Annotated in this window: 16 protein-coding genes; 8 read left to right on the plus strand and 8 right to left on the minus strand. The window is 71.7% G+C overall.

From position 1 onward, the window contains the following. Positions 1-107 precede the first annotated feature (107 nt). Complete coding sequence (locus tag AVL59_RS19580; RefSeq protein WP_067306094.1) at positions 108-899, minus strand: SDR family NAD(P)-dependent oxidoreductase; 792 nt, start codon at positions 897-899, stop codon at positions 108-110. A 247-nt stretch (positions 900-1,146) separates the two neighbouring features. Here AVL59_RS19580 and AVL59_RS19585 point away from each other — a divergent pair, with 247 nt between their 5' ends. Both AVL59_RS19585 and AVL59_RS19590 read left to right on the plus strand, forming a co-directional pair. Next, on the plus strand, positions 1,147-1,599 hold the full coding sequence (locus tag AVL59_RS19585; protein ID WP_159399956.1) for a MarR family winged helix-turn-helix transcriptional regulator: 453 nt from the start codon (positions 1,147-1,149) through the stop codon (positions 1,597-1,599). Between the two features lie 12 nt (positions 1,600-1,611). Then, positions 1,612-2,022, plus strand: coding sequence for an SRPBCC family protein (locus AVL59_RS19590; protein ID WP_067306098.1), 411 nt, complete (start codon positions 1,612-1,614; stop codon positions 2,020-2,022). 76 nt (positions 2,023-2,098) lie between these two features. Here AVL59_RS19590 and AVL59_RS19595 read toward each other — a convergent pair whose 3' ends face one another. The 7 genes from AVL59_RS19595 to AVL59_RS19625 all read right to left on the minus strand — a co-directional run bounded on the left by AVL59_RS19595 (position 2,099) and on the right by AVL59_RS19625 (position 10,193). After that, positions 2,099-3,532 (minus strand): aminobutyraldehyde dehydrogenase, encoded by a 1,434-nt coding sequence (locus AVL59_RS19595; RefSeq protein WP_237281557.1) that lies wholly within the window; start codon positions 3,530-3,532, stop codon positions 2,099-2,101. After that, positions 3,525-4,838 carry a flavin monoamine oxidase family protein gene (locus AVL59_RS19600; RefSeq protein ID WP_067306100.1) on the minus strand — a complete coding sequence of 438 codons (1,314 nt, stop codon included), beginning with the start codon at positions 4,836-4,838 and terminating at the stop codon, positions 3,525-3,527. The genes AVL59_RS19595 and AVL59_RS19600 overlap by 8 nt, the downstream gene beginning before the upstream one ends. Before the next feature lie 33 nt (positions 4,839-4,871). After that, the gene (locus AVL59_RS19605; protein ID WP_067306103.1) at positions 4,872-5,942 is read right to left on the minus strand and encodes an ABC transporter ATP-binding protein; all 1,071 of its coding nucleotides are present in this window, start codon (positions 5,940-5,942) and stop codon (positions 4,872-4,874) included. Positions 5,943-5,945: 3 nt separating this feature from the next. Next, positions 5,946-6,827, minus strand: a complete 882-nt coding sequence (locus AVL59_RS19610; RefSeq protein WP_067306106.1) for an ABC transporter permease — start codon at positions 6,825-6,827, stop codon at positions 5,946-5,948. Further along, a complete protein-coding gene (locus tag AVL59_RS19615; protein WP_067306107.1) occupies positions 6,824-7,717 on the minus strand; it encodes an ABC transporter permease in 894 nt (297 codons plus the stop codon). Before AVL59_RS19615 ends, AVL59_RS19610 begins: the two co-directional genes overlap by 4 nt. Before the next feature lies 1 nt (position 7,718). Next, a complete protein-coding gene (locus tag AVL59_RS19620; protein WP_067306110.1) occupies positions 7,719-8,843 on the minus strand; it encodes a polyamine ABC transporter substrate-binding protein in 1,125 nt (374 codons plus the stop codon). A gap of 171 nt (positions 8,844-9,014) precedes the next feature. Continuing rightward, positions 9,015-10,193 (minus strand): aromatic ring-hydroxylating oxygenase subunit alpha, encoded by a 1,179-nt coding sequence (locus AVL59_RS19625; RefSeq protein WP_079146802.1) that lies wholly within the window; start codon positions 10,191-10,193, stop codon positions 9,015-9,017. A gap of 389 nt (positions 10,194-10,582) precedes the next feature. Here AVL59_RS19625 and AVL59_RS52990 point away from each other — a divergent pair, with 389 nt between their 5' ends. Genes AVL59_RS52990 through AVL59_RS19655 form a run of 6 tightly spaced genes read left to right on the plus strand, consistent with a single transcriptional unit; the run spans position 10,583 to position 17,186 of the window. Further along, positions 10,583-11,167 carry a hypothetical protein gene (locus AVL59_RS52990; protein WP_067306113.1) on the plus strand — a complete coding sequence of 195 codons (585 nt, stop codon included), beginning with the start codon at positions 10,583-10,585 and terminating at the stop codon, positions 11,165-11,167. Further along, positions 11,164-12,447 carry an NADH-ubiquinone oxidoreductase-F iron-sulfur binding region domain-containing protein gene (locus AVL59_RS19635; protein ID WP_067306116.1) on the plus strand — a complete coding sequence of 428 codons (1,284 nt, stop codon included), beginning with the start codon at positions 11,164-11,166 and terminating at the stop codon, positions 12,445-12,447. The genes AVL59_RS52990 and AVL59_RS19635 overlap by 4 nt, the downstream gene beginning before the upstream one ends. 57 nt (positions 12,448-12,504) lie before the next feature. Further along, a complete protein-coding gene (locus AVL59_RS19640) occupies positions 12,505-12,696 on the plus strand; it encodes a ferredoxin (protein WP_067306119.1) in 192 nt (63 codons plus the stop codon). Position 12,697: 1 nt separating this feature from the next. Continuing rightward, positions 12,698-14,752 carry an acetate--CoA ligase family protein gene (locus AVL59_RS19645; protein ID WP_067306122.1) on the plus strand — a complete coding sequence of 685 codons (2,055 nt, stop codon included), beginning with the start codon at positions 12,698-12,700 and terminating at the stop codon, positions 14,750-14,752. Between the two features lie 50 nt (positions 14,753-14,802). Next, positions 14,803-15,975: an acyl-CoA dehydrogenase family protein gene (locus AVL59_RS19650; protein WP_067306125.1), complete on the plus strand. Its 1,173-nt coding sequence runs from the start codon at positions 14,803-14,805 to the stop codon at positions 15,973-15,975. Positions 15,976-16,013: 38 nt separating this feature from the next. Continuing rightward, on the plus strand, positions 16,014-17,186 hold the full coding sequence (locus AVL59_RS19655) for an acyl-CoA dehydrogenase family protein (RefSeq protein WP_067306126.1): 1,173 nt from the start codon (positions 16,014-16,016) through the stop codon (positions 17,184-17,186). Positions 17,187-17,204: the final 18 nt, after the last annotated feature.

Consider the following 17,204-nt stretch of genomic DNA (forward strand, 5'->3'; position numbering starts at 1 on the left):
GTCAGATGACATATCCGGCCACAGTGAGGTGCTCCTCGTGTGCCGTACGGGAGCCACCCGTGACCGTGGTCCCGGTGCGACGCGCGGTGTCGCCGAGGCGCATCGGATCAGCGACTCGACCGCTGCGCCGCCACGATGCCCTTCACGGTCTGGTCGGCGCCCGCCCGCCGTTGCACCCGCTCCGCGAACCCCGGGAACTGTGACGCGATCCTGGTGAGGAATTTCAACTCGAGCGGGGCCACGTTGATTTCCGCGACATCGCGCTCGATCGCGCGCGATACGCCCTTGACAACCTGCTCCGGTGAGACCGTGCGTACGCGACCGGGAGTCGGTGAACCCGTGTTCGCGAACATCCCCAGATCGCGGACGAAGCCGGGCTGGACGATCGAGACGCCCACGCCCGTGCCGTGCAGATCCTGGCGAAAGGCGAGCGAGAAGCCGCGAAGTCCGAACTTCGTCGCGGTGTACATGGACGACGACTTCGTGGCCGCCAGACCAGACAGCGATCCGACGAAGCAGATGTGTCCGCGCCCCTCGGCCACCATGCCGGGGGCGAGCAGCCGCGCGAGCATCGCCGGCGCGCGCAGATTCACCGCGAGCGCCCGGTCGATCTGGGCCGGCGTGTAGTCGAGGACGTCGCCGCTGGAGGGCAGGGCCGCGTTGGCGATGAGTATGTGCGTGCCGGCCGCTTCTCCGGCGAGGCGCTGCACATCGTCGGGGTCCGCGAGATCGGCCAGGATCGTGCGCGCGCCGTGGCGTTCGGCGAGGGGGTCCAGCGCCTCGCGCCGTCGCCCGGTCAGAATGAGATGCGCACCACGGGCGGACATCTCGGCGGCGATCGCGCCACCGATGCCGCCGGTGACTCCGGTGAGCAGAACAGTTGCCCCAGCGATGTGCACGACTATCCTCCAGTTCTGTTCGTTCGAACGAACAATAGGCAGGGCGGGAAGTCCTGTCCACCGAGCCGTCGATGAACGGAACACGGCCGCAAGGAAATTGCGCGACCGTCAGCAGGGCCGGCGGGCCCGACATCCGTGATGCGGAAGCGCGTGCGCGTGCTGGTCGTCGCGCTCGCGCTGCTCATCGCGTCCGGCGTCCGACACTGTTGCCTTGACAAGGGTTGTCGTGACAAGCATCATGGGGCGTGTGAGTGAGACAAGCGGACTCCACGACCACCTCGGATACTGGCTGCGTCGCCTGTCCGACGAGGTCCACAGCCGGTTCGAGGCCGAACTCGGCAAGCACGACGTCACCGTCTCCCAGTGGGGCGTGATGATCAGCGTCTTCCACGGCCACGACACCACCAAGGCCGTGGCCGCACACATGGACATCGACCCCGGAGCCGTCTCCCGGCTGGTCGACCGCCTCGCGGCCAAGAGCCTGATGCGCCGCGAGCCGGACGCCGCCTCACGGCGCACGGTCCGGCTCGTGCTGACCCGCGAGGGCCGGGCTCTCGTACCGGTCCTGGCCGAGATCGCCGACCGGAACGACGCCCACTACTTCGGCTCGCTCGACACCGATCAGCGTCGGCAGCTGGAGGAATGGATCCTGCGTCTGGTCGGCGAAACCCATCCCCCTGCAGCGCACGACACCCCCTGAAAGAAGCGCACGATGAGCATCGCGCCCTCCGTCACCAAGACCGTCAGCATCGACCGCCCCTACGCGCAGGTCTACGCCTTCCTGGCCGACCCCGCGAACTGGCCCAAGTGGGCCGTGGTCAACATCCGGTCCATCGAGCCCACCGACGACCCCGACCGGTGGCGCATGTCCACCCCGCTGGGCCCGGCCGAGCTGGGCCTGCGCCCCAACGCCGAGTTCGGGATCCTCGACCACGACTACGTCGACGACACCGCCTCCTGGCGGGTCCCGGCCCGCGTCGTCCCCAACGGCGACGGCGCCGAATTCATGATCACCTTCTATCGGCCGTCCACGCTCACCGAGGCGGTCTTCAAGGAACAGACCGACCTGGTCGACACCGAACTGGCCGCGCTGAAGAAGGTTCTCGAAACCGGCGAGGCGTGAGCCTTCCGCGCCCGAGCGGTGGGCCGGGCGCCCTCCTCCAGGCGGCGGCACGCGGCGTACCGCCGCCTGTCCGGCGTCACAGCATGACATGTTTGACCTGCGTGTACTCGAGCAGGCCGGTGAGGGAGAGATCGCTGCCGTAGCCGGAGTGGCGCACGCCGCCGTGCGGCATCTCCGAGACCGTCGTGCCATGGGTGTTGACCCAGACGATGCCGGTGCGCAGCGCGCGGCTCGCGCGCATGGCGCGGTCGTGGTCACAGGTCCAGACACTCGCGGCCAGCCCCTGGGGAACGGCGTCGGCCAGACGGAAGGCCTCGGACTCGTCGGCGAAGGGCTGGACGGTGACGACAGGGCCGAACACCTCGCTCTGCACGATCTCGTCCTCCTGCCGGACTCCGGCGACCACCGTGGCCTGGTGGAAGTAGCCGGGGCGGTCCAGGGCCGCGCCACCGGTGACGACTTCGGCATGGTCCGGCAGCCGCTCCAACAGGCCACTCACCGAGGCCAGTTGGGCAGCGTTGGCGAGCGGTCCGAACTCGGTCCGAGCGTCGTCCGGGGCTCCGGGCAGCCGCCTGGCGGCCCGGTCGGCGAAGAGGCCCAGGAAGGTGTCGTGGATCCGCCGGTCCACCAGGATCCTGGTGGGGGCCGTGCAGTCCTGGCCGGCGTTGTAGAAGGCCAGCGACGACAACTGCTCGACCGCGTCGCCGAGATCGGCGTCCTCGTGGACCAGTACGGGTGCGTTGCCGCCGAGTTCCAGATGAAGCCGCTTGAGGTCGACGGCCGCCGCCGCGGCGATCTCCTGCCCGGCGCGGACACTGCCCGTGACGGCCACCAGCCGGACGCACGGATGGGCGACGAGCAGGCGCCCGGTACCGCGGTCGCCGCACACCACGTTCAGCACACCGGACGGCAGATGCTCGGCGGCCAGCTGAGCCAGCAGCGCGGCCGACGACGGCGTGGTGTCGGACGGCTTCAGGACGACCGTGTTGCCGGCGGCGAGCGCGGGCGCGATCTTCCATACGGCCATCATCAGCGGATAGTTCCACGGGGTGATCTGGGCGCAGACGCCGACCGGCTCGCGCCGCAGCACGGAGGTGCGGCCCGGCGTGTACTCGGTGGCCGCGGCGCCCGGCAGATTCCGGGCGGCGCCGGCGAAGTACCGCAACACGTCCACGATCGCGGGCAGTTCGTCCGCCAGGAAGAGGGCGCGCGGCTTGCCCGTGTCGGCCACCTCGGCGCTCGCCAGGGCATCCGCCTCACGCTCCAGCGCGTCGGCGATCCGCAACAGCGCGGCCTGCCGGTGCGCCGGAGTCGAGGCGGACCAGCCGTGAAAGGCCTCCTGCGCGGCCCGGCAGGCCGCGTCCACATCCTGCGGACCGGAGAGCGGGGCCGTGCCGTGGGTGCGACCGGTGGCCGGGTCGATCAGCCTGAGAGTGGTGCCGGAGACCGCCGGCAGATCCTTGCCGTCGATGTGGTTGAGGACGGTCGTCAGGGGGTCGGTGTCAGCCACGGCGCAGTGCCTCCTCGGCGGCGGCCCGGCCGGTACGGACGGCGCCTTCCATGTATCCGGCGACCCACTGGTCCGAGCCGCAGACGTAGAACGGCGGTTCATGGGTGCCGTGCAGCGGGCCGACCGCCATGACCTCGCCCGGCGGCCACTGGGTGACGTAGCCCTGGGTCCACGGGTCGGTGCCCCACAGCCGCAGGTGACAGGCGGTCGGCCGGAGCGCCCGGTCACCGAACAGGGCGGCCATCTCGGCGAGCAGCTCGGGGGTGCGCAGATGAGGTGGGGTGCCGAGCAGGACGCCATAGCGCTCGGGCGGGATCAGTGCCGACAGCACGCCCTCGTTCTGCGGCCAGGTGCTGCCCAGGACCCCTTCGGACTCGGACAGGCCGTTGAGGCCGTCGGCGCGCCAGAAAGGACGGTCGTACACGGCGGCGAACTTCGCGGCCGTCGCCTGTCGTTGCCGGTGCAGCGAGGCCAGGCGGGCGTCGCTCACACCGGTGACGGTGACCGACCTGAGCGGCCCCACCGGCAGGGCGCTCACCACGGCCGCCGCGGTGAGGACTTCGCCGGTGACGAGGCGTACGGTGCAGTGGCCGGGGCGTCTGTCCAGCGCGGCGACGGGCGAGCCGAGGCGTATGCGCGGTCCCAGCTCGCGGCCCATGACCTCGGCGAGGGTGGCCGACCCTTCCGCCAGTCGCAGTCCCTCCCAGTTGTCGTAGTCGTAGTCGCCCGTACCGGGGACCGCCGCGCTCTTGCGCAGTGCGGCCAGCAGCGAGATGCGCTCGTACGATCCGCCCGCCAGGGCCAGTTGGCCCATCTCCCACAGCCGCACCACGGTGGGAGGGGCGTGGCAGGAGCGCAGCCAGTCGGCCACGGACAGCCGGTCCAGGGCGGTCGCCTCCGGGTGCGACCAGGGGTCGTCGGGGTCGACGGTGGCGGCGAGTTCACCGAACTCCTTGCCGAGTCGCTCGTGCTGGGCCATGTCGCCGGGGCCGAACCAGTGCGGTGGGTCGCCGGCCGAGAGACCCTCGGGGGTGGAACGGGTGATTCGGCCGGGTTCGGCGACATAGCTGGGAACCAGCTCCAGGCCGACTTCCTCGGCGAGCCGAAGATATGCGGTGTGGGCATGGCCGACCACTTCGCCGCCCAGCTGGACGGTGCGGCCGTCGGGCGCGCGGGTCTGTTCGACCCGGCCGCCGACACGGTCCCGGGCCTCCAGGACGAGCACGTCGGTGCCGGCGGCGGCCAGGTCCCGGGCGGCGGCGAGGCCCGCGAGCCCCGCGCCGAGCACGATCACGTCGTGATGCATCAGCTTCGCTTTCGTGAGTGAGACGGCCGGGAATCAGGCCAGGACCAGGCAGTGCTCGGGCCGCCAGCCGAACTCCACGGTCTCGCCACCGCTCCAGCGGTCCTCCATGCGGGCACGGTCCGTGTTCTGCTCCAGCACGGAGAGCGTCACGCCGGGGGCGAGTTCGATCAGATAGGTCGTGGTCGGGCCGCTGTAGACCGTCTCGCGGATCACCCCGCTCAGCATCGACATGCCCGGTTCGAAGTCCGACAGCCAGATCTTCTCGGGGCGCACGGACACGCTCACGGCGGTGCCGTCCGCGATGCCGGGCCGGGAGCCGACGGGCAGGGCGGGACCCCGGTCCAGGGCGACCTCACCACCCCGGTAGGTGCCCGCCATCAGGTTCGAGGTGCCCATGAAGGACGCGACGAAGCGGGTGGCGGGGTGTTCGTAGACGTCCTCGGGGGTGCCGCACTGTTCGATACGGCCCTCGTTCATCACCGCGATCCGGTCGGACATGGTCAGCGCCTCGTCCTGGTCGTGGGTGACGAAGACGAAGGTGATGCCGACCTCACGCTGGATCTGCTTGAGCTCCACCTGCATCTGCCGGCGCAGCTTCAGGTCCAGGGCGGCCAGCGGCTCGTCCAGGAGCAGGACGGCCGGACGGTTGACGAGCGCGCGGGCCAGCGCGACGCGCTGCCGCTGGCCGCCGGAGAGGGTACGGGGCTTGCGGTCGGCGAGCCCGGCCAGCTGCACCAGCTCCAGCATCTCGCCGACGCGCTGCCGTATCTCGGCCTTGGCGACGCCCTTGCGCTTGAGGCCGAAGGCCACGTTGTCGGTGATGCTCAGGTGGTCGAACAGCGCGTAGCTCTGGAAGACCGTGTTGACGTTGCGCCGGTTCGGCGGCAGCGCGGTCACGTCCTCGCCGGCGAGCAGCACCGACCCCTCGGAGGGGTCGCTGAACCCGCCGATCATGCGGAGCGAGGTGGTCTTGCCGCAGCCGGAGGGGCCCAGCAGGGAGAAGAAGTGGCCGGACTCGATGTCGAGGTCGAGACGGTGCACGGCGTAGGAGTCGGCGAACCGCTTGGAGACGCCGTCGAGCCGGACGGCGGGGGTCGCGTCCATGGATCACTCTCCGGAGAGGACGTCGAGGCCGCCGCGGCGGCCGAAGAGGCGCGGGATGAAAAGGGCCAGGGCGATCAGGCCGATGGATCCCGCGAGCATCAGCGTGCCGACGGCGTTGATCGTGGGCTGCACGCCGAAGCGGATCGCCGAGTAGATCCGTACGGACAGCGGCTGGGGGTCGACGCCGGTGGTGAAGTAGGCGAGGACGAAGTCGTCGAAGACGAGCGCGAAGATCAGTACGGCGGAAGCGAGCACGGCGGGCAGCAGGGCCGGCAGGGTCACCAGGCGGACCGCCTGCCAGCGGGTGGCGCCGAGGTCCATCGCGGCCTCCTCCACCTCCGGGTTCAGCGCGGCCACCCGGGAGCGGAGGACGACCGTGACGTACGAGATCGAGAAGGTGATCTCGGCGAGCATCACCGTGCCGGTGGACAGGTCCACTCCCAACCCTTTGAACAGCAGCATCGACGCGACACCCGTGACGATCTCGGGGGTGATCAGCGGCACCAGCATGATCAGGCCGGCCAGCGAGCCGAGCCGGGTGCGGCAGCGGACCAGGCCGAGCGCGAGCGCCACCCCGAGCACGACCGAACCGGCCATCGCCACCAGGGAGATCCGCAGGCTGGTGCCCAGCGAGGAGATGATGACGTCGTCGTGGACGAAGGCCCGGTACCAGCGCAGGCTGAACCCGCCGAAGACGGTCAGGGACTTCTTCGAGTTGAAGGAGAACAGGGCCACCACGGCGATGGGCAGGTAGAGCAGGGCGAAGAAGAGCGCGGTGACGGCGATGAGGAGGCGCGGCTTGCGGTCGGCGCGGCCACGCCGCGCGCGGGTCCCGGCGGCGGGACGGGTGGGAGCGGTGGCGGAGGGCAGACGCAGCAGGGTCATCGGCGGGCCTCCGCCTCGTCCTTGCGGGTGCGCCGCAGATAGCCGAACATCCCGATCAGCAGGACCAGCATCAGCAGCATCGTGAGCGCGGAGCCCAGTGGCCAGTTCTGGCCCTGGAAGAACTTGTCCTGGATGAGGTTGCCGATCATGATCTGGTCCGGTCCTCCCATGAGCTGTGCGCTGACGAAGTCGCCCATGGCGGGCAGGAAGACCAGGACGAGTCCGGCCGCCGCTCCCTGCCTCGTGGCGGGCAGGGTGACGTAGAAGAAGGTGCGGACCGGGCCGCCGTACAGATCGCGGCCGGCCTCGATGAGGGAGACGTCCAGCCGTTCCAGGGCCGCGTACAGCGGGATGATCATAAAGACGACGAAGCCGTAGACGAGTCCCGCGACCACGCCGACGCCGGTGTTGAGGATCTTCGTGTTCCCGTCGGCCAGCCCGACGGCACGCAGGGCGCGCAGCACGGGTCCGTCGTCGGAGAGGACCACCGACCAGCCGTACATCCGTACCAGGTAGTTGGCGAAGAACGGCACCACGATCGCGGCGATCAGCGCGTGCTTGTAGCGGCCGCCGTGCAGGGCGATGGTGTACGCCACCGGGTAGGCGATCAGCAGGCAGATCGCGCAGGTCAGCAGGGCGTAGCCGAGGGAGCGGACCAGGACCTCGGTGTAGGCGGGATCGGCGAGGGCGCGCACGCCGGACAGGTCGAAGCCGAAACGCGGGTTGCCGAGATCGTCGGTGGTCCCGACGGCGAGGACGGCGACGAGCACCAGGGAGGCGATCAGGAAGCCGGTCATCCACAGGGTGCCGGGCAGCATGAACCAGGTCCACATGCGGGTGTCGGTGGCGTCCCGGCGGCGGGTGCGCGAGGAGTGGCGGAGCAGTGCCATGTCAGCCCGCCTTCACATGGGTCCAGGCGGTGTCGCGGGCGTCCTCCGCCGCGCGGCCGCCGTTGCGGAAGAACAGGCCGGCCTTGAGGTCGTCCTGGGTCACGAGGCACTCGGGGAACGGCTTGACCAGCTCGGCATAGGTCTTCTCGGTGCCCGCCACCGGCATCGGGTAGCCGATGTACTCGATGTTCTTCTTCACGTTCTCCGGCCGCAGCATGTAGTCGATGAACAGCATCGCGGTGCCGGGGTGGGGGGCGTTCCAGGGGATGGCGTAGCAGTCGGAGTTGATCGGCGTGCCCTCCCTGGGGGCCTCGAAGCCGAACACGGAGGGGTCCTTGGCCTGGTTGAGCATGGCGGCCATGTCGCCGCTCCAGGCCTGGGTCATGACCGCGTTGCCATTGAGGAGGTTGTTGTAGCTGTCGCTGGAGAAACCGCGCAGGCGCGGGCGGAGGGTGCTCAGCAAGGTGGTGATGCGGTCGAGGTCACCGGCGTCTCCGGTGCTGACGCCCAGGCCGAGTTCCAGGGCGCCCATGCCGAGGACCTCGTCGCGGTCGTCCAGCAGGAAGACCTTGCCCCGCGCCTTGTCGCTCCACAGGTCCTTCCACGAGCCGGTCAGCTCGCCGATCCTGTCGCGGCGCCAGCCGATGCCGGTCTTGTACGCGGTGAAGGGGACGGTGTGCGCGGAGCCGGGGTCGTACCAGGGGTCGGCGAAGTAGGTGTAGGTGCCGAAGACGGCGTGCGCGTGGGGGAGCTGGGAGTGGTCGATGCGGCGCAGCCGGCCGCCCCTGACCAGGCGCTGGGCCCACTTGGCGGAGGGGAAGATCACGTCGTAGCGATTGCCCGCGTTGAGCTTGGCGACCATGCCTTCCATGGAGTCGAAGTTCGACTGGACGACCTTGACGCCGTATTCCTTCTCGAAACCCTTGAAGACGGACGGGTCGACGTAGTCGGCCCAGTTGAAGTAGACGAGATCGCCGTCGACGCGCGCCTTGACCGGGGCGAGCTGCTGAGCGTCGGGCGTTTTGGCGGGCATGAACCCGCAGCCGCCGGCCGCGGCGCCGAGCAGGCCGCAGGCGCCCGCCCGCAACACGGCGCGTCGGGTCGGCGGTGGTACCTCGGGGGACATGAAGCGTCCTCTCCGTCGAGGAACGGCACAACTCCAGGGCGGGACCGGCTGGTCGGCTCACGGAGGCCCTGACTCCGTAGTGAAGACCGGTCTGGGAGGGTGCGGACGTGCGTCAGCGGGCGCGGGATAAGTCCGACGGGAGGCGTACGGCGTACGGCGCGGGGGAGGACGTCACGGCGTGTCTCCCTCCAGGTCGTCCCTGACCCGGCGGGCGAACCAGCCGACGGCGGCCTCGCGCTGCGACAGCGGCCCCGGCTCGAAACCGGGCGTGGTCAGACCGGCCTGCACGCGCTCCACCAGCTCGGCGTCCTCGTCGTTGGTGACCCAGCCGATGTGGATGTTCAGCCGCCGGGCCAGCCTGGTGCGCACGCTCTCGCCGTGCCGGGTGTAGAAGCCGCCGGGGATCGCCGCCCGGTCCTGGGCGGTGGGCAGGGCGGTCCACGCGAGCACGTGGTCAGGGTAGAAGTCGATGAGAGTGTTCGGATAGATCACCGCGTAACGCCACACGCGCCGGTCGGCCTCGGCCAGCCCCGGCATCGGGGCCGCGAGGCGCTGATAGAGCCGCTCGGTCCAGTTCGAGGACGGCTTGTCGCGCAGCGGGGACTCGAACAGCACGTAGTTCTCCCGTACGTCCACCGTGTACGCCTGGTAGTCGAGCAGGCGCATGAGCGCGGGGTGGGCCACGGGGACGTGGTAGCCCTCGAGGTAGTTGTCGACGATCACCTTCCAGTTGGCGTTCTGTTCCTCGCCGCCCGACAGGTCGTGGATGCGGTGCTTGCCGACGGGGATCAGGCCGGGATCGGCATAGCGGCCCATGGCCTCCGCGAGCCCGGCACAGCTCTTCGCGAGCGGGGTCGCCTCCAGGTCGAGGTTGACGAAGACGAAGCCGAGGAAGGACTCCACGTTGACCGGGTGGAGTCCGAGCCGGGGCTTGTCGAGGCAGGGGATCCGGCGCGCCTCGGGGGCACCGACGAGCCGACCGTCCAGCTTGTAGGTCCAGCCGTGGTAGGGGCAGCGGATCGCCTTGCCCGCCGGTTCGGGCGCGGTGACCAGGCGGGTGCCGCGGTGCCGGCAGACGTTGAGGTGGGCGGCGAGGCCGCCGTCCTCGGTGCGTACGACGAGCACCTCCCGGCCGGCGGCGGTGGCGGTCAGCCGTGCACCGGGGTCCGGCAGGTCGGACTCGTGGCAGACGAGCTGCCAGGACCTGGCGAAGATGCGTTCGGTCTCGGCCTCGGCGATGGCCGGATCGGTGTAGTAGCGAGCGGGCAGGGCTTCCCCCGGATGCTCGGGGGGTGGCTCCTGCGAGGCAGGGGAGACGGTGTCGGCTGCCCGGGTGGTCGAGGGGTGCATGGGGTCCTCCTCCGCGCCGCGGCGGCGGCGACGGGCGGTGACGCTGTGCCCGGAAAAGCGGCAGGTGGTCCTTCCGGACCTGCTGCGATCCGGCTGACTGATTGGTTAGTCAGAGTGGGACGAGTGCGGGAGCAAGTCAAGACTTGTGAGCTGACTAATTAGTTAGTTAGTCTCGTGGCAGACGGATGGCCCAGGCCCGCAGACGGATGCCCAGGCGCATTCCGCAAGCCCGCGGCCCACGGTCCGCGCCACACCGGGAGTCCGGATCCGGACATCCCGCACGGTTCCCCGCCCCTCTCGTCACGGCGCCGGAGCATTCCCCGTCCACGCCATCGCCGCGCCACCCCGTCCCCGGACCAGCCGGGCACGGTGCGCCCCCGGAGGCACGCATGAGCGCTCGCCGAAGTCTCGTATGGCTCGGTCTCACGCCGGAGCCCGAACAGGAACTGCCCGTCGCGGTGGCCGCCCTGCGGGCCCCGGCGGACGGCCGCCCGTCGTCGGCCCTGGTCGCCGCCGAGCGGCACCGCGTCGAACGGCTCGTGCTGCGCGGTACACAACGCGGCTGGCTGCGCTACCTCGGCGAAGTCACCGACCTGGTCGTCGAGGCCGCGACCGGCTCCGGGGTCCGCGACCCGCGGTCGGCACTGGTGGCGGGCGAGGTCGTCCTCGATCACCACCGGATGCTGATCGGCCTGCCGGGGTCCGGATATGCGCGCACCGCCCCGCAGCGGCGGGATCTGGAAGAGGCGCTCGCTCGGCTGAGGGCCCGCCCTCGCATCGACCTCCCAAGGCCATCCGGCCCCTCCGGCGTCTCCGGCCCCTCCGGCGTCTCCGGCGTCTCCGGCGTCTCCGGCCCCTCCGGCGCCTCCGGCCCCTCCGGCATCTCCGGCCCCTCCGGCATCTCCGGCCCCTCTGGCCTCTCCGGCCCCGTCTCCAGTCCCTCCGGCCACTCCGACCCCAGGAGCACCGCATGACCGGCGTCTTCTCCCTCCTTCCCGAAGGACGACCCGGCCTCCTCGCCCCGCTGCTGTCCGGGGCCTGGCTGGCCGGCGGCGGCGAGGATCACGCCAGATACCTCGCCGCAGGCGGATACGCGCCGCTGCCCGCCCCCGGTCGGTTGCTCGACCGGATCGCCGCGGTGGGGCTGCGCGGCCGCGGCGGGGCCGGTTTCCCCGCCGCCGTCAAGCTCCGCGCCGTCCGCGACGCACCGGGGCTGCCCGTCGTCGTGGCCAACGGCGAGGAGGGCGAGCCGGGCTCGGTGAAGGACCGCTGGCTGCTGCGTCACCGACCGCACACGGTCCTGGACGGACTCAGGCTGGTGGCGGCCATGACCGGTGCCGGGCGCGGCTGCGTGTATCTCTCCGACGCCCCCGCCGAGCGGGCCGTACGCCGTGCGCTCGCCGAGCGGCCCCCCGAGCTGCGCGTCGACGTCGTCCGGGCGGAGCACGCGTACGTCGCGGGGGAGGAGACAGCGGTCGTGCGGCGCATCGACGGTGGTCCGGCCCTGCCCGTGGCGAAGCCTCCGCGCCCGTTCGAGAGCGGTGTCGGCGGCGCGCCCACCCTCGTCGCCAACGTGGAGACGCTGGCCCGTATCGCGCTGACGCACTCGCGTCCCGAGGCCGCGAGAGCCATCGCCGGATCCCATCTGGTGACCGTCTCGGGCGCCGGAACCCGTGCCGACGTCGGCGGGGGCGCCGGCGGTGCGCTCGCGCTGGCCGAGGTGCCCGCCGGGACGCATCTGAAGGTGCTCGCCGACCTGTGCGGGCACGGCAGCGCCGAGGCGGTCCTGCTGGGCGGCATGTTCGGCGGACTGCACGGCACCGGCTGGACCGATCTTCCGCTCGACCACGACCGCCTGAGCGCGGCCGGCGCGGCGCTCGGCTGCGGAGCGCTGCACTTCCTGCATCCGCGGGACTGCCCGGTCGCCGTGGCCACCGAGGCCGCCGCCTATCTCGCGGCGCAGAGCGCCCGGCAGTGCGGGGTGTGCGTCTCGGGCACCGGGGCGCTCGCCGCAACCCTCACCACCGTCGCACGCGGCGAGGCGGGCGACGACACGGCCGACCGGCTGCGCCGCTGGTCACGGCAACTGCCCGGCCGCGGCGCCTGCGGGCTCCTCGATGCCGCCGCCCGCGTCGTCGCCACCCTCCTCACCCACTTCCCCGACCGGGTCGACGCCCACCGCGGCTCCGTGTGCCCCGCGTGCGCGGACCCGGCACCCGCCGACGGACGCCGGTTCACCGTGCCGGTGCCCTGAGCCGCATCCGCCTCGCCGCCTCCTCGACTTCGCCGACCGCTCCGAAAGGACCTCGCCATGAAACTCCTGCTGGACTCCACCCGCTGCCAGGGCTACGGCCTGTGCCAGGAACCCGCGCCCGAGCTGGTCGAACTCGACGAGTGGGGTTACGCGCGGGTGCGTGAGAACACCGTGCCTCAGAGCGGCGGGGAAGCCGCCGCGGCCGCCGTGGCCGCCTGCCCCAACTCCGCGCTGCGGCTGGTGAAGTGACATGGGACGTGACCTGTCGGCCCTCTTCGACCCCGTCTCCGTCGCCGTCGTCGGAGCCAGCGACGACCCCGCCAAGTACGGCCACGCCATCGCCGCGCAGGCTCTGCGCGCGAACGGCCGCCGCCCCGTGCACCTGGTCAACCGCCGCGGCGGCACGGTGCTCGGCCGTACCGCCGCACCCAGTCTGAGCGCGATCGGCGAGTCCGTCGATCTGGCGGTGGTCTCCGTGCCCGCCGCCGGTTTCGAGGACGCCGTCGACGAGGCCCTGCGGTGCGGGGCCCGGGCCATCGTGGCGATCACCGCCGGCTTCGCCGAGACCGGCGACGCGGGGCGGGCCCGCCAGCACGCCGTCGCCGAACGCGTCCGTGCCGCCGGTGCCGTCATGGTCGGGCCCAACTGCCTGGGGCTGGCGGACAACACCACCGACCTGTTCCTGGCCTCCGACACCTTCACTCCCGGCGGTGTCGCGCTGCTCAGCCAGAGCGGCAATCTGGCCCTCGAACTCCAGCTCCGCTTCCGCCCGCACGGCCTCGGCTTCTCCCGGTTCGTCTCGATCGGCAACCAGGCCGACGTCACCCTCGTCGACCTGCTCGCCGACTGCGCCCGGCACGAGGGCACCCGGGCCATCGCGGTCTACGCGGAGGACTTCGCCGACGGACGCGCCTTCGCCGAGGCGGCCGCGGACGCCGGGAAGCCCGTCGTGCTGCTCACCGCAGGACGCGGCGACGCCTCCGCACGCAGCGCCCAGTCGCACACCGGGGCGCTGACCACCTCGGCCGACGTGGTGACCGCGGCGTGCCGGGACGCCGGTGTGGAACTGGTCGCCACCCCGCGTGAACTCACCGTCGTCCTGGCCGCGTCGAACGGAGCGCGACGGGCGGCCGGCCGCCGGGTCGCCGTGCTCACGGACGGCGGCGGCCACGGCGTGGTCGCCGCCGACGCCGTCGAGACGGCCGGTCTGAGCGTGCCCGAACTCCGGGAGCCGACACGTCGGGAGCTGCGCGAGGCCCTGTGGGAGCAGTCGGCCGTCGCCAACCCCGTGGACCTCGCCGGAATGGGGGAGCAGGACCCCGGCTCGTACGCGCGGACCGTGGCGGCGCTGCTGGCGGCCGAGGAGGTCGACGCCGTCCTGATGACCGGCTACTTCGGCGGCTACGCGGCCGCCGAAGGCGGGCTCGGCGGGGGAGGCGCGGTGCTCGCGGACGGGGAGCAGGAGGCGGCGCGCCTGATCGCCGCCCGGCATCGCGCCACCGCGAAACCGATCGTGGTGCAGTCCATGTATCCCGGGTCTCCGAGCTGCCGTACCCTCGCCGAGGCCGGCATCCCGGTCTTCGCCGCCACCGAGGACGCCGCCCGAGCCCTCGCCGCCACGGCACCCCGCGCCCTGCGCACCGGTGTCGCACCTCTTCCCGGACCCGCGTCCCCGCTGCGCGAGAGCGGCTATCTGCAGACCCGCAGGGCTCTCGAGGAGGCAGGCCTCGCCTTCCCCGCCGCCCGGGAGGTCCGCGACGAGGCCGAACTGCGCGCCGCGGCCGAGGAGTTCACCGGGCCGTACGTGCTCAAGGCTCTCCATCTGCTGCACAAGTCCGACGCCGGCGGCGTGGCGCTGGGCCTGGCCGGACCCGGCGAACTGCTCGCAGCCTTCCGCGAGATGCACGCCCGGCTCGGCGCCCCCTCCTACTCCGTGGAGGCCATGGCGGACCTGACCGACGGCATCGAGCTCATCGTCGGAGTGAACCGGGACCCGCGCTTCGGCCCGGTCGCCATGGTGGGCCTGGGCGGAGTGCTCGCGGAGACGCTGCACGACGTCGCCTTCACCCTGGCCCCCGTGCCCGCCGACCGGGCCCTGAGCCTGCTGCGCTCACTGCGCACCGCCGCCCTGCTCGACGGCGTGCGCGGCCGCCCGCCCGTCGACGTCGCCGCGGCCGCGGCGGCCGTCGAGACGATCACGGCCTTCGCCGCCGCCCACCCGGAGATCGCCGAGATCGAGGTCAACCCCCTGTTCGTCGGCCCCCACGGCGTTCTCGCCCTCGACTCCCGAGCCGTACTCGCCTGACCGGACCCGCCCGCCCCGATCCCCTCGCCGCCCCGACCGAAGAGGCCACCATGGACATGCGCTACACCCCCGAGCAAGCCGACCTGAAGCGCCGCGCCGCCGACTACGCACGCCTGCTGATGCGCTACGAGGACCAGTCCGAGCAGGCCGGCGGCCCCCTGCCGCAGCAACTCGTCACCGAGCTGACCCGGGCCGCCATGGACGCCGGCGTCTACGCCATCAACATGCCGTCCGAGTGGGGCGGCGCCGGCCTCAGCCTCCTCGACCAGGTCATCGTCGAGGAGGAGTTCGGCAAGGTCACCAACTGCCTCTGGGACATCCCGTGGCGGCCCGCCAACGTCCTCGCCCAGGGCGACGAGCGGCAACGCGAGAAGTACCTGCTGCCCGTCATCCGGGGGGAGAAGTTCGACGCGTTCGCCGTCACCGAGCCCGGCGCGGGCTCCGACCCGTCCTCCGGTACCTCCACCGCCACGCGCACCGACGGCGGCTGGCTGCTCAACGGGGAGAAGTGGTTCGTCACCTGCGGCGACATCGCCGACTTCCTGCTGGTGCAGGCGGACGCGGGACCCGAACGGCTGGCCACGCTGTTCTTCGTGGACCGGGCCGCGCCCGGCGTCGAGATGACCCGGGTCCCGCACTTCATGCACTCCGCCGTCAACGGGCATCCCGAGTTCACCTTCACCGACGTCTTCGTCGCCGACGAGGACGTGCTCGGCGGCGTCGGCAACGGCTACGAGCTGACCAAGGAATGGTTCACCGACGAACGCCTGATGATCGCGGCCCGCACCGTCGGCGCGGCCGAGCGCGCACTCCAGCTGGCCCGTGACTGGGCGGTGGAGCGCGAGCAGTTCGGGGCGCCGATCGCCTCTTACCAACTGATCCAGGGCATGCTCGCGGACTGCGCCGTCGACATCGCCGTCAACCGCGCCTACACCCACCAGGTCGCCTGGGAAGCCGACCAGCCGCACACCGACCGCAAGACGCTGCACGCCAAGGCCTCCACCGCCAAACTCGCCGCCAGCGAGGCCGCGGGGCGGGTCGCCGACCGCTGCCTGCAGATCTTCGGCGGCCGCGGCTACGACCGCACCTACCCCGTCGAGCGCATGTACCGCGAGCTGCGCGTGGACCGGATCTGGGAGGGCACCTCCGAGATCCAGCGGCTGATCATCGCCAACGAGCTGATCAAGCGCGGCACCCGCGCCCTGGCCCTGCCCACGCACTGAAACCGCCCACCCCCGTTCACCGCACAGCGAGGACTTCCATGGACTTCCGCCTCACCCCGCGCCAGGCGCAGCTCAAGGCCGACGCGCGCGCCCTCACCGACTTCATCACCGCCTACGAGCTTCAGTGCGAGGAGGAGAACGGCCTGCCCGCGAGCGCCCACGCCAAGATCCGCGACGCGGTCCTCGACGCGGGGCTCCAGGCCGTCAACATGCCGGCCGAGTGGGGCGGCGCGGGACTCACCATCGCCGAGCAGGCCACCGTGCAGGAAGAACTGGGACGGCTCACCGGCGCCCTGTGGGACATGGTGTGGCGCCCGGCCAACGCGCTCCGTTTCTGCACCCCCGAACAGCGCGAGCGCTTCCTGATCCCGGTCATCAAGGGCGAGCGACGCGACTGCTACGCCGTCACCGAGCCCGGCGCGGGTTCGGACCCGCAGAACCTCGCCACCACCGCGACGAAGAACGACCAGGGATGGGTGCTGAACGGCGAGAAGTGGTTCGTGACGGTCGGCGACCACGCCGACTTCATGATCGTGCTCGCCGCGGCGGGCCCGGACCGCGCTCCGACGCTGTTCCTCGTCGACAAGGACACCCCCGGCATCGAGATGACGCGCGTACCGCGCTTCATGCACACCTTCGTCTACGAGCACCCCGAATTCACCTTCACCGATGTCCAGGTGGGCGACGACGCCGTGCTCGGCGGCATCGGCGAGGGGTACGACATCACCCGTTCCTGGTTCACCGAGGAGCGCCTGATGATCGCGGCCCGCACGACGGGCGCGGCCGAGCGGGCCCTGGAGCTGGCCCGTGACTGGGCGGTGGAGCGGGAGCAGTTCGGGGCGCCGATCGCCTCGTACCAGCTGATCCAGGGCATGCTCGCGGACTGCGCGGTCGACATCGCCGTCAACCGGGCCTACACCCACCAGGTCGCGTGGGAGATCGACCAGGCTTCGGCCGAGGACCGCAAGACGCTGCACGCCAAGGCGGCCATCGCCAAGCTCTCGGCGAGCGAGGCCTCGGGCCGGGTGATCGACCGCTGCCTGCAGATCCACGGTGGCCGCGGCTACGACCGCTCGTACGCCGTCGAGCGGCTCTACCGCGAGCTGCGCGTGGACCGGATCTGGGAGGGCACCTCCGAGATCCAGCGGCTGATCATCGCCAACGAGCTGATCAGGCGCGGCTCGGGGGTCCTGGACCTGCCCGTCGCATGACGCGCCAAGGCCGGGGCG

The sequence above is a fragment of the Streptomyces griseochromogenes genome (genome assembly GCF_001542625.1).
Classification (GTDB): Bacteria; Actinomycetota; Actinomycetes; order Streptomycetales; family Streptomycetaceae; genus Streptomyces; species Streptomyces griseochromogenes.

Excerpts from the sequence above, each read along its gene's own strand:
- AVL59_RS19610 (WP_067306106.1), bottom strand. The coding sequence starts at position 6,827 with ATGACCCTGCTGCGTCTGCCCTCCGCCACCGCTCCCACCCGTCCCGCC.
- AVL59_RS19650 (WP_067306125.1), top strand. The coding sequence starts at position 14,803 with ATGGACATGCGCTACACCCCCGAGCAAGCCGACCTGAAGCGCCGCGCC.
- AVL59_RS19635 (WP_067306116.1), top strand. The coding sequence starts at position 11,164 with ATGACCGGCGTCTTCTCCCTCCTTCCCGAAGGACGACCCGGCCTCCTC.
- AVL59_RS19590 (WP_067306098.1), top strand. The coding sequence starts at position 1,612 with ATGAGCATCGCGCCCTCCGTCACCAAGACCGTCAGCATCGACCGCCCC.
- AVL59_RS19600 (WP_067306100.1), bottom strand. The coding sequence starts at position 4,838 with ATGCATCACGACGTGATCGTGCTCGGCGCGGGGCTCGCGGGCCTCGCC.
- AVL59_RS19625 (WP_079146802.1), bottom strand. The coding sequence starts at position 10,193 with ATGCACCCCTCGACCACCCGGGCAGCCGACACCGTCTCCCCTGCCTCG.
- AVL59_RS52990 (WP_067306113.1), top strand. The coding sequence starts at position 10,583 with ATGAGCGCTCGCCGAAGTCTCGTATGGCTCGGTCTCACGCCGGAGCCC.
- AVL59_RS19640 (WP_067306119.1), top strand. The coding sequence starts at position 12,505 with ATGAAACTCCTGCTGGACTCCACCCGCTGCCAGGGCTACGGCCTGTGC.
- AVL59_RS19645 (WP_067306122.1), top strand. The coding sequence starts at position 12,698 with ATGGGACGTGACCTGTCGGCCCTCTTCGACCCCGTCTCCGTCGCCGTC.
- AVL59_RS19605 (WP_067306103.1), bottom strand. The coding sequence starts at position 5,942 with ATGGACGCGACCCCCGCCGTCCGGCTCGACGGCGTCTCCAAGCGGTTC.
- AVL59_RS19655 (WP_067306126.1), top strand. The coding sequence starts at position 16,014 with ATGGACTTCCGCCTCACCCCGCGCCAGGCGCAGCTCAAGGCCGACGCG.
- AVL59_RS19620 (WP_067306110.1), bottom strand. The coding sequence starts at position 8,843 with ATGTCCCCCGAGGTACCACCGCCGACCCGACGCGCCGTGTTGCGGGCG.
- AVL59_RS19615 (WP_067306107.1), bottom strand. The coding sequence starts at position 7,717 with ATGGCACTGCTCCGCCACTCCTCGCGCACCCGCCGCCGGGACGCCACC.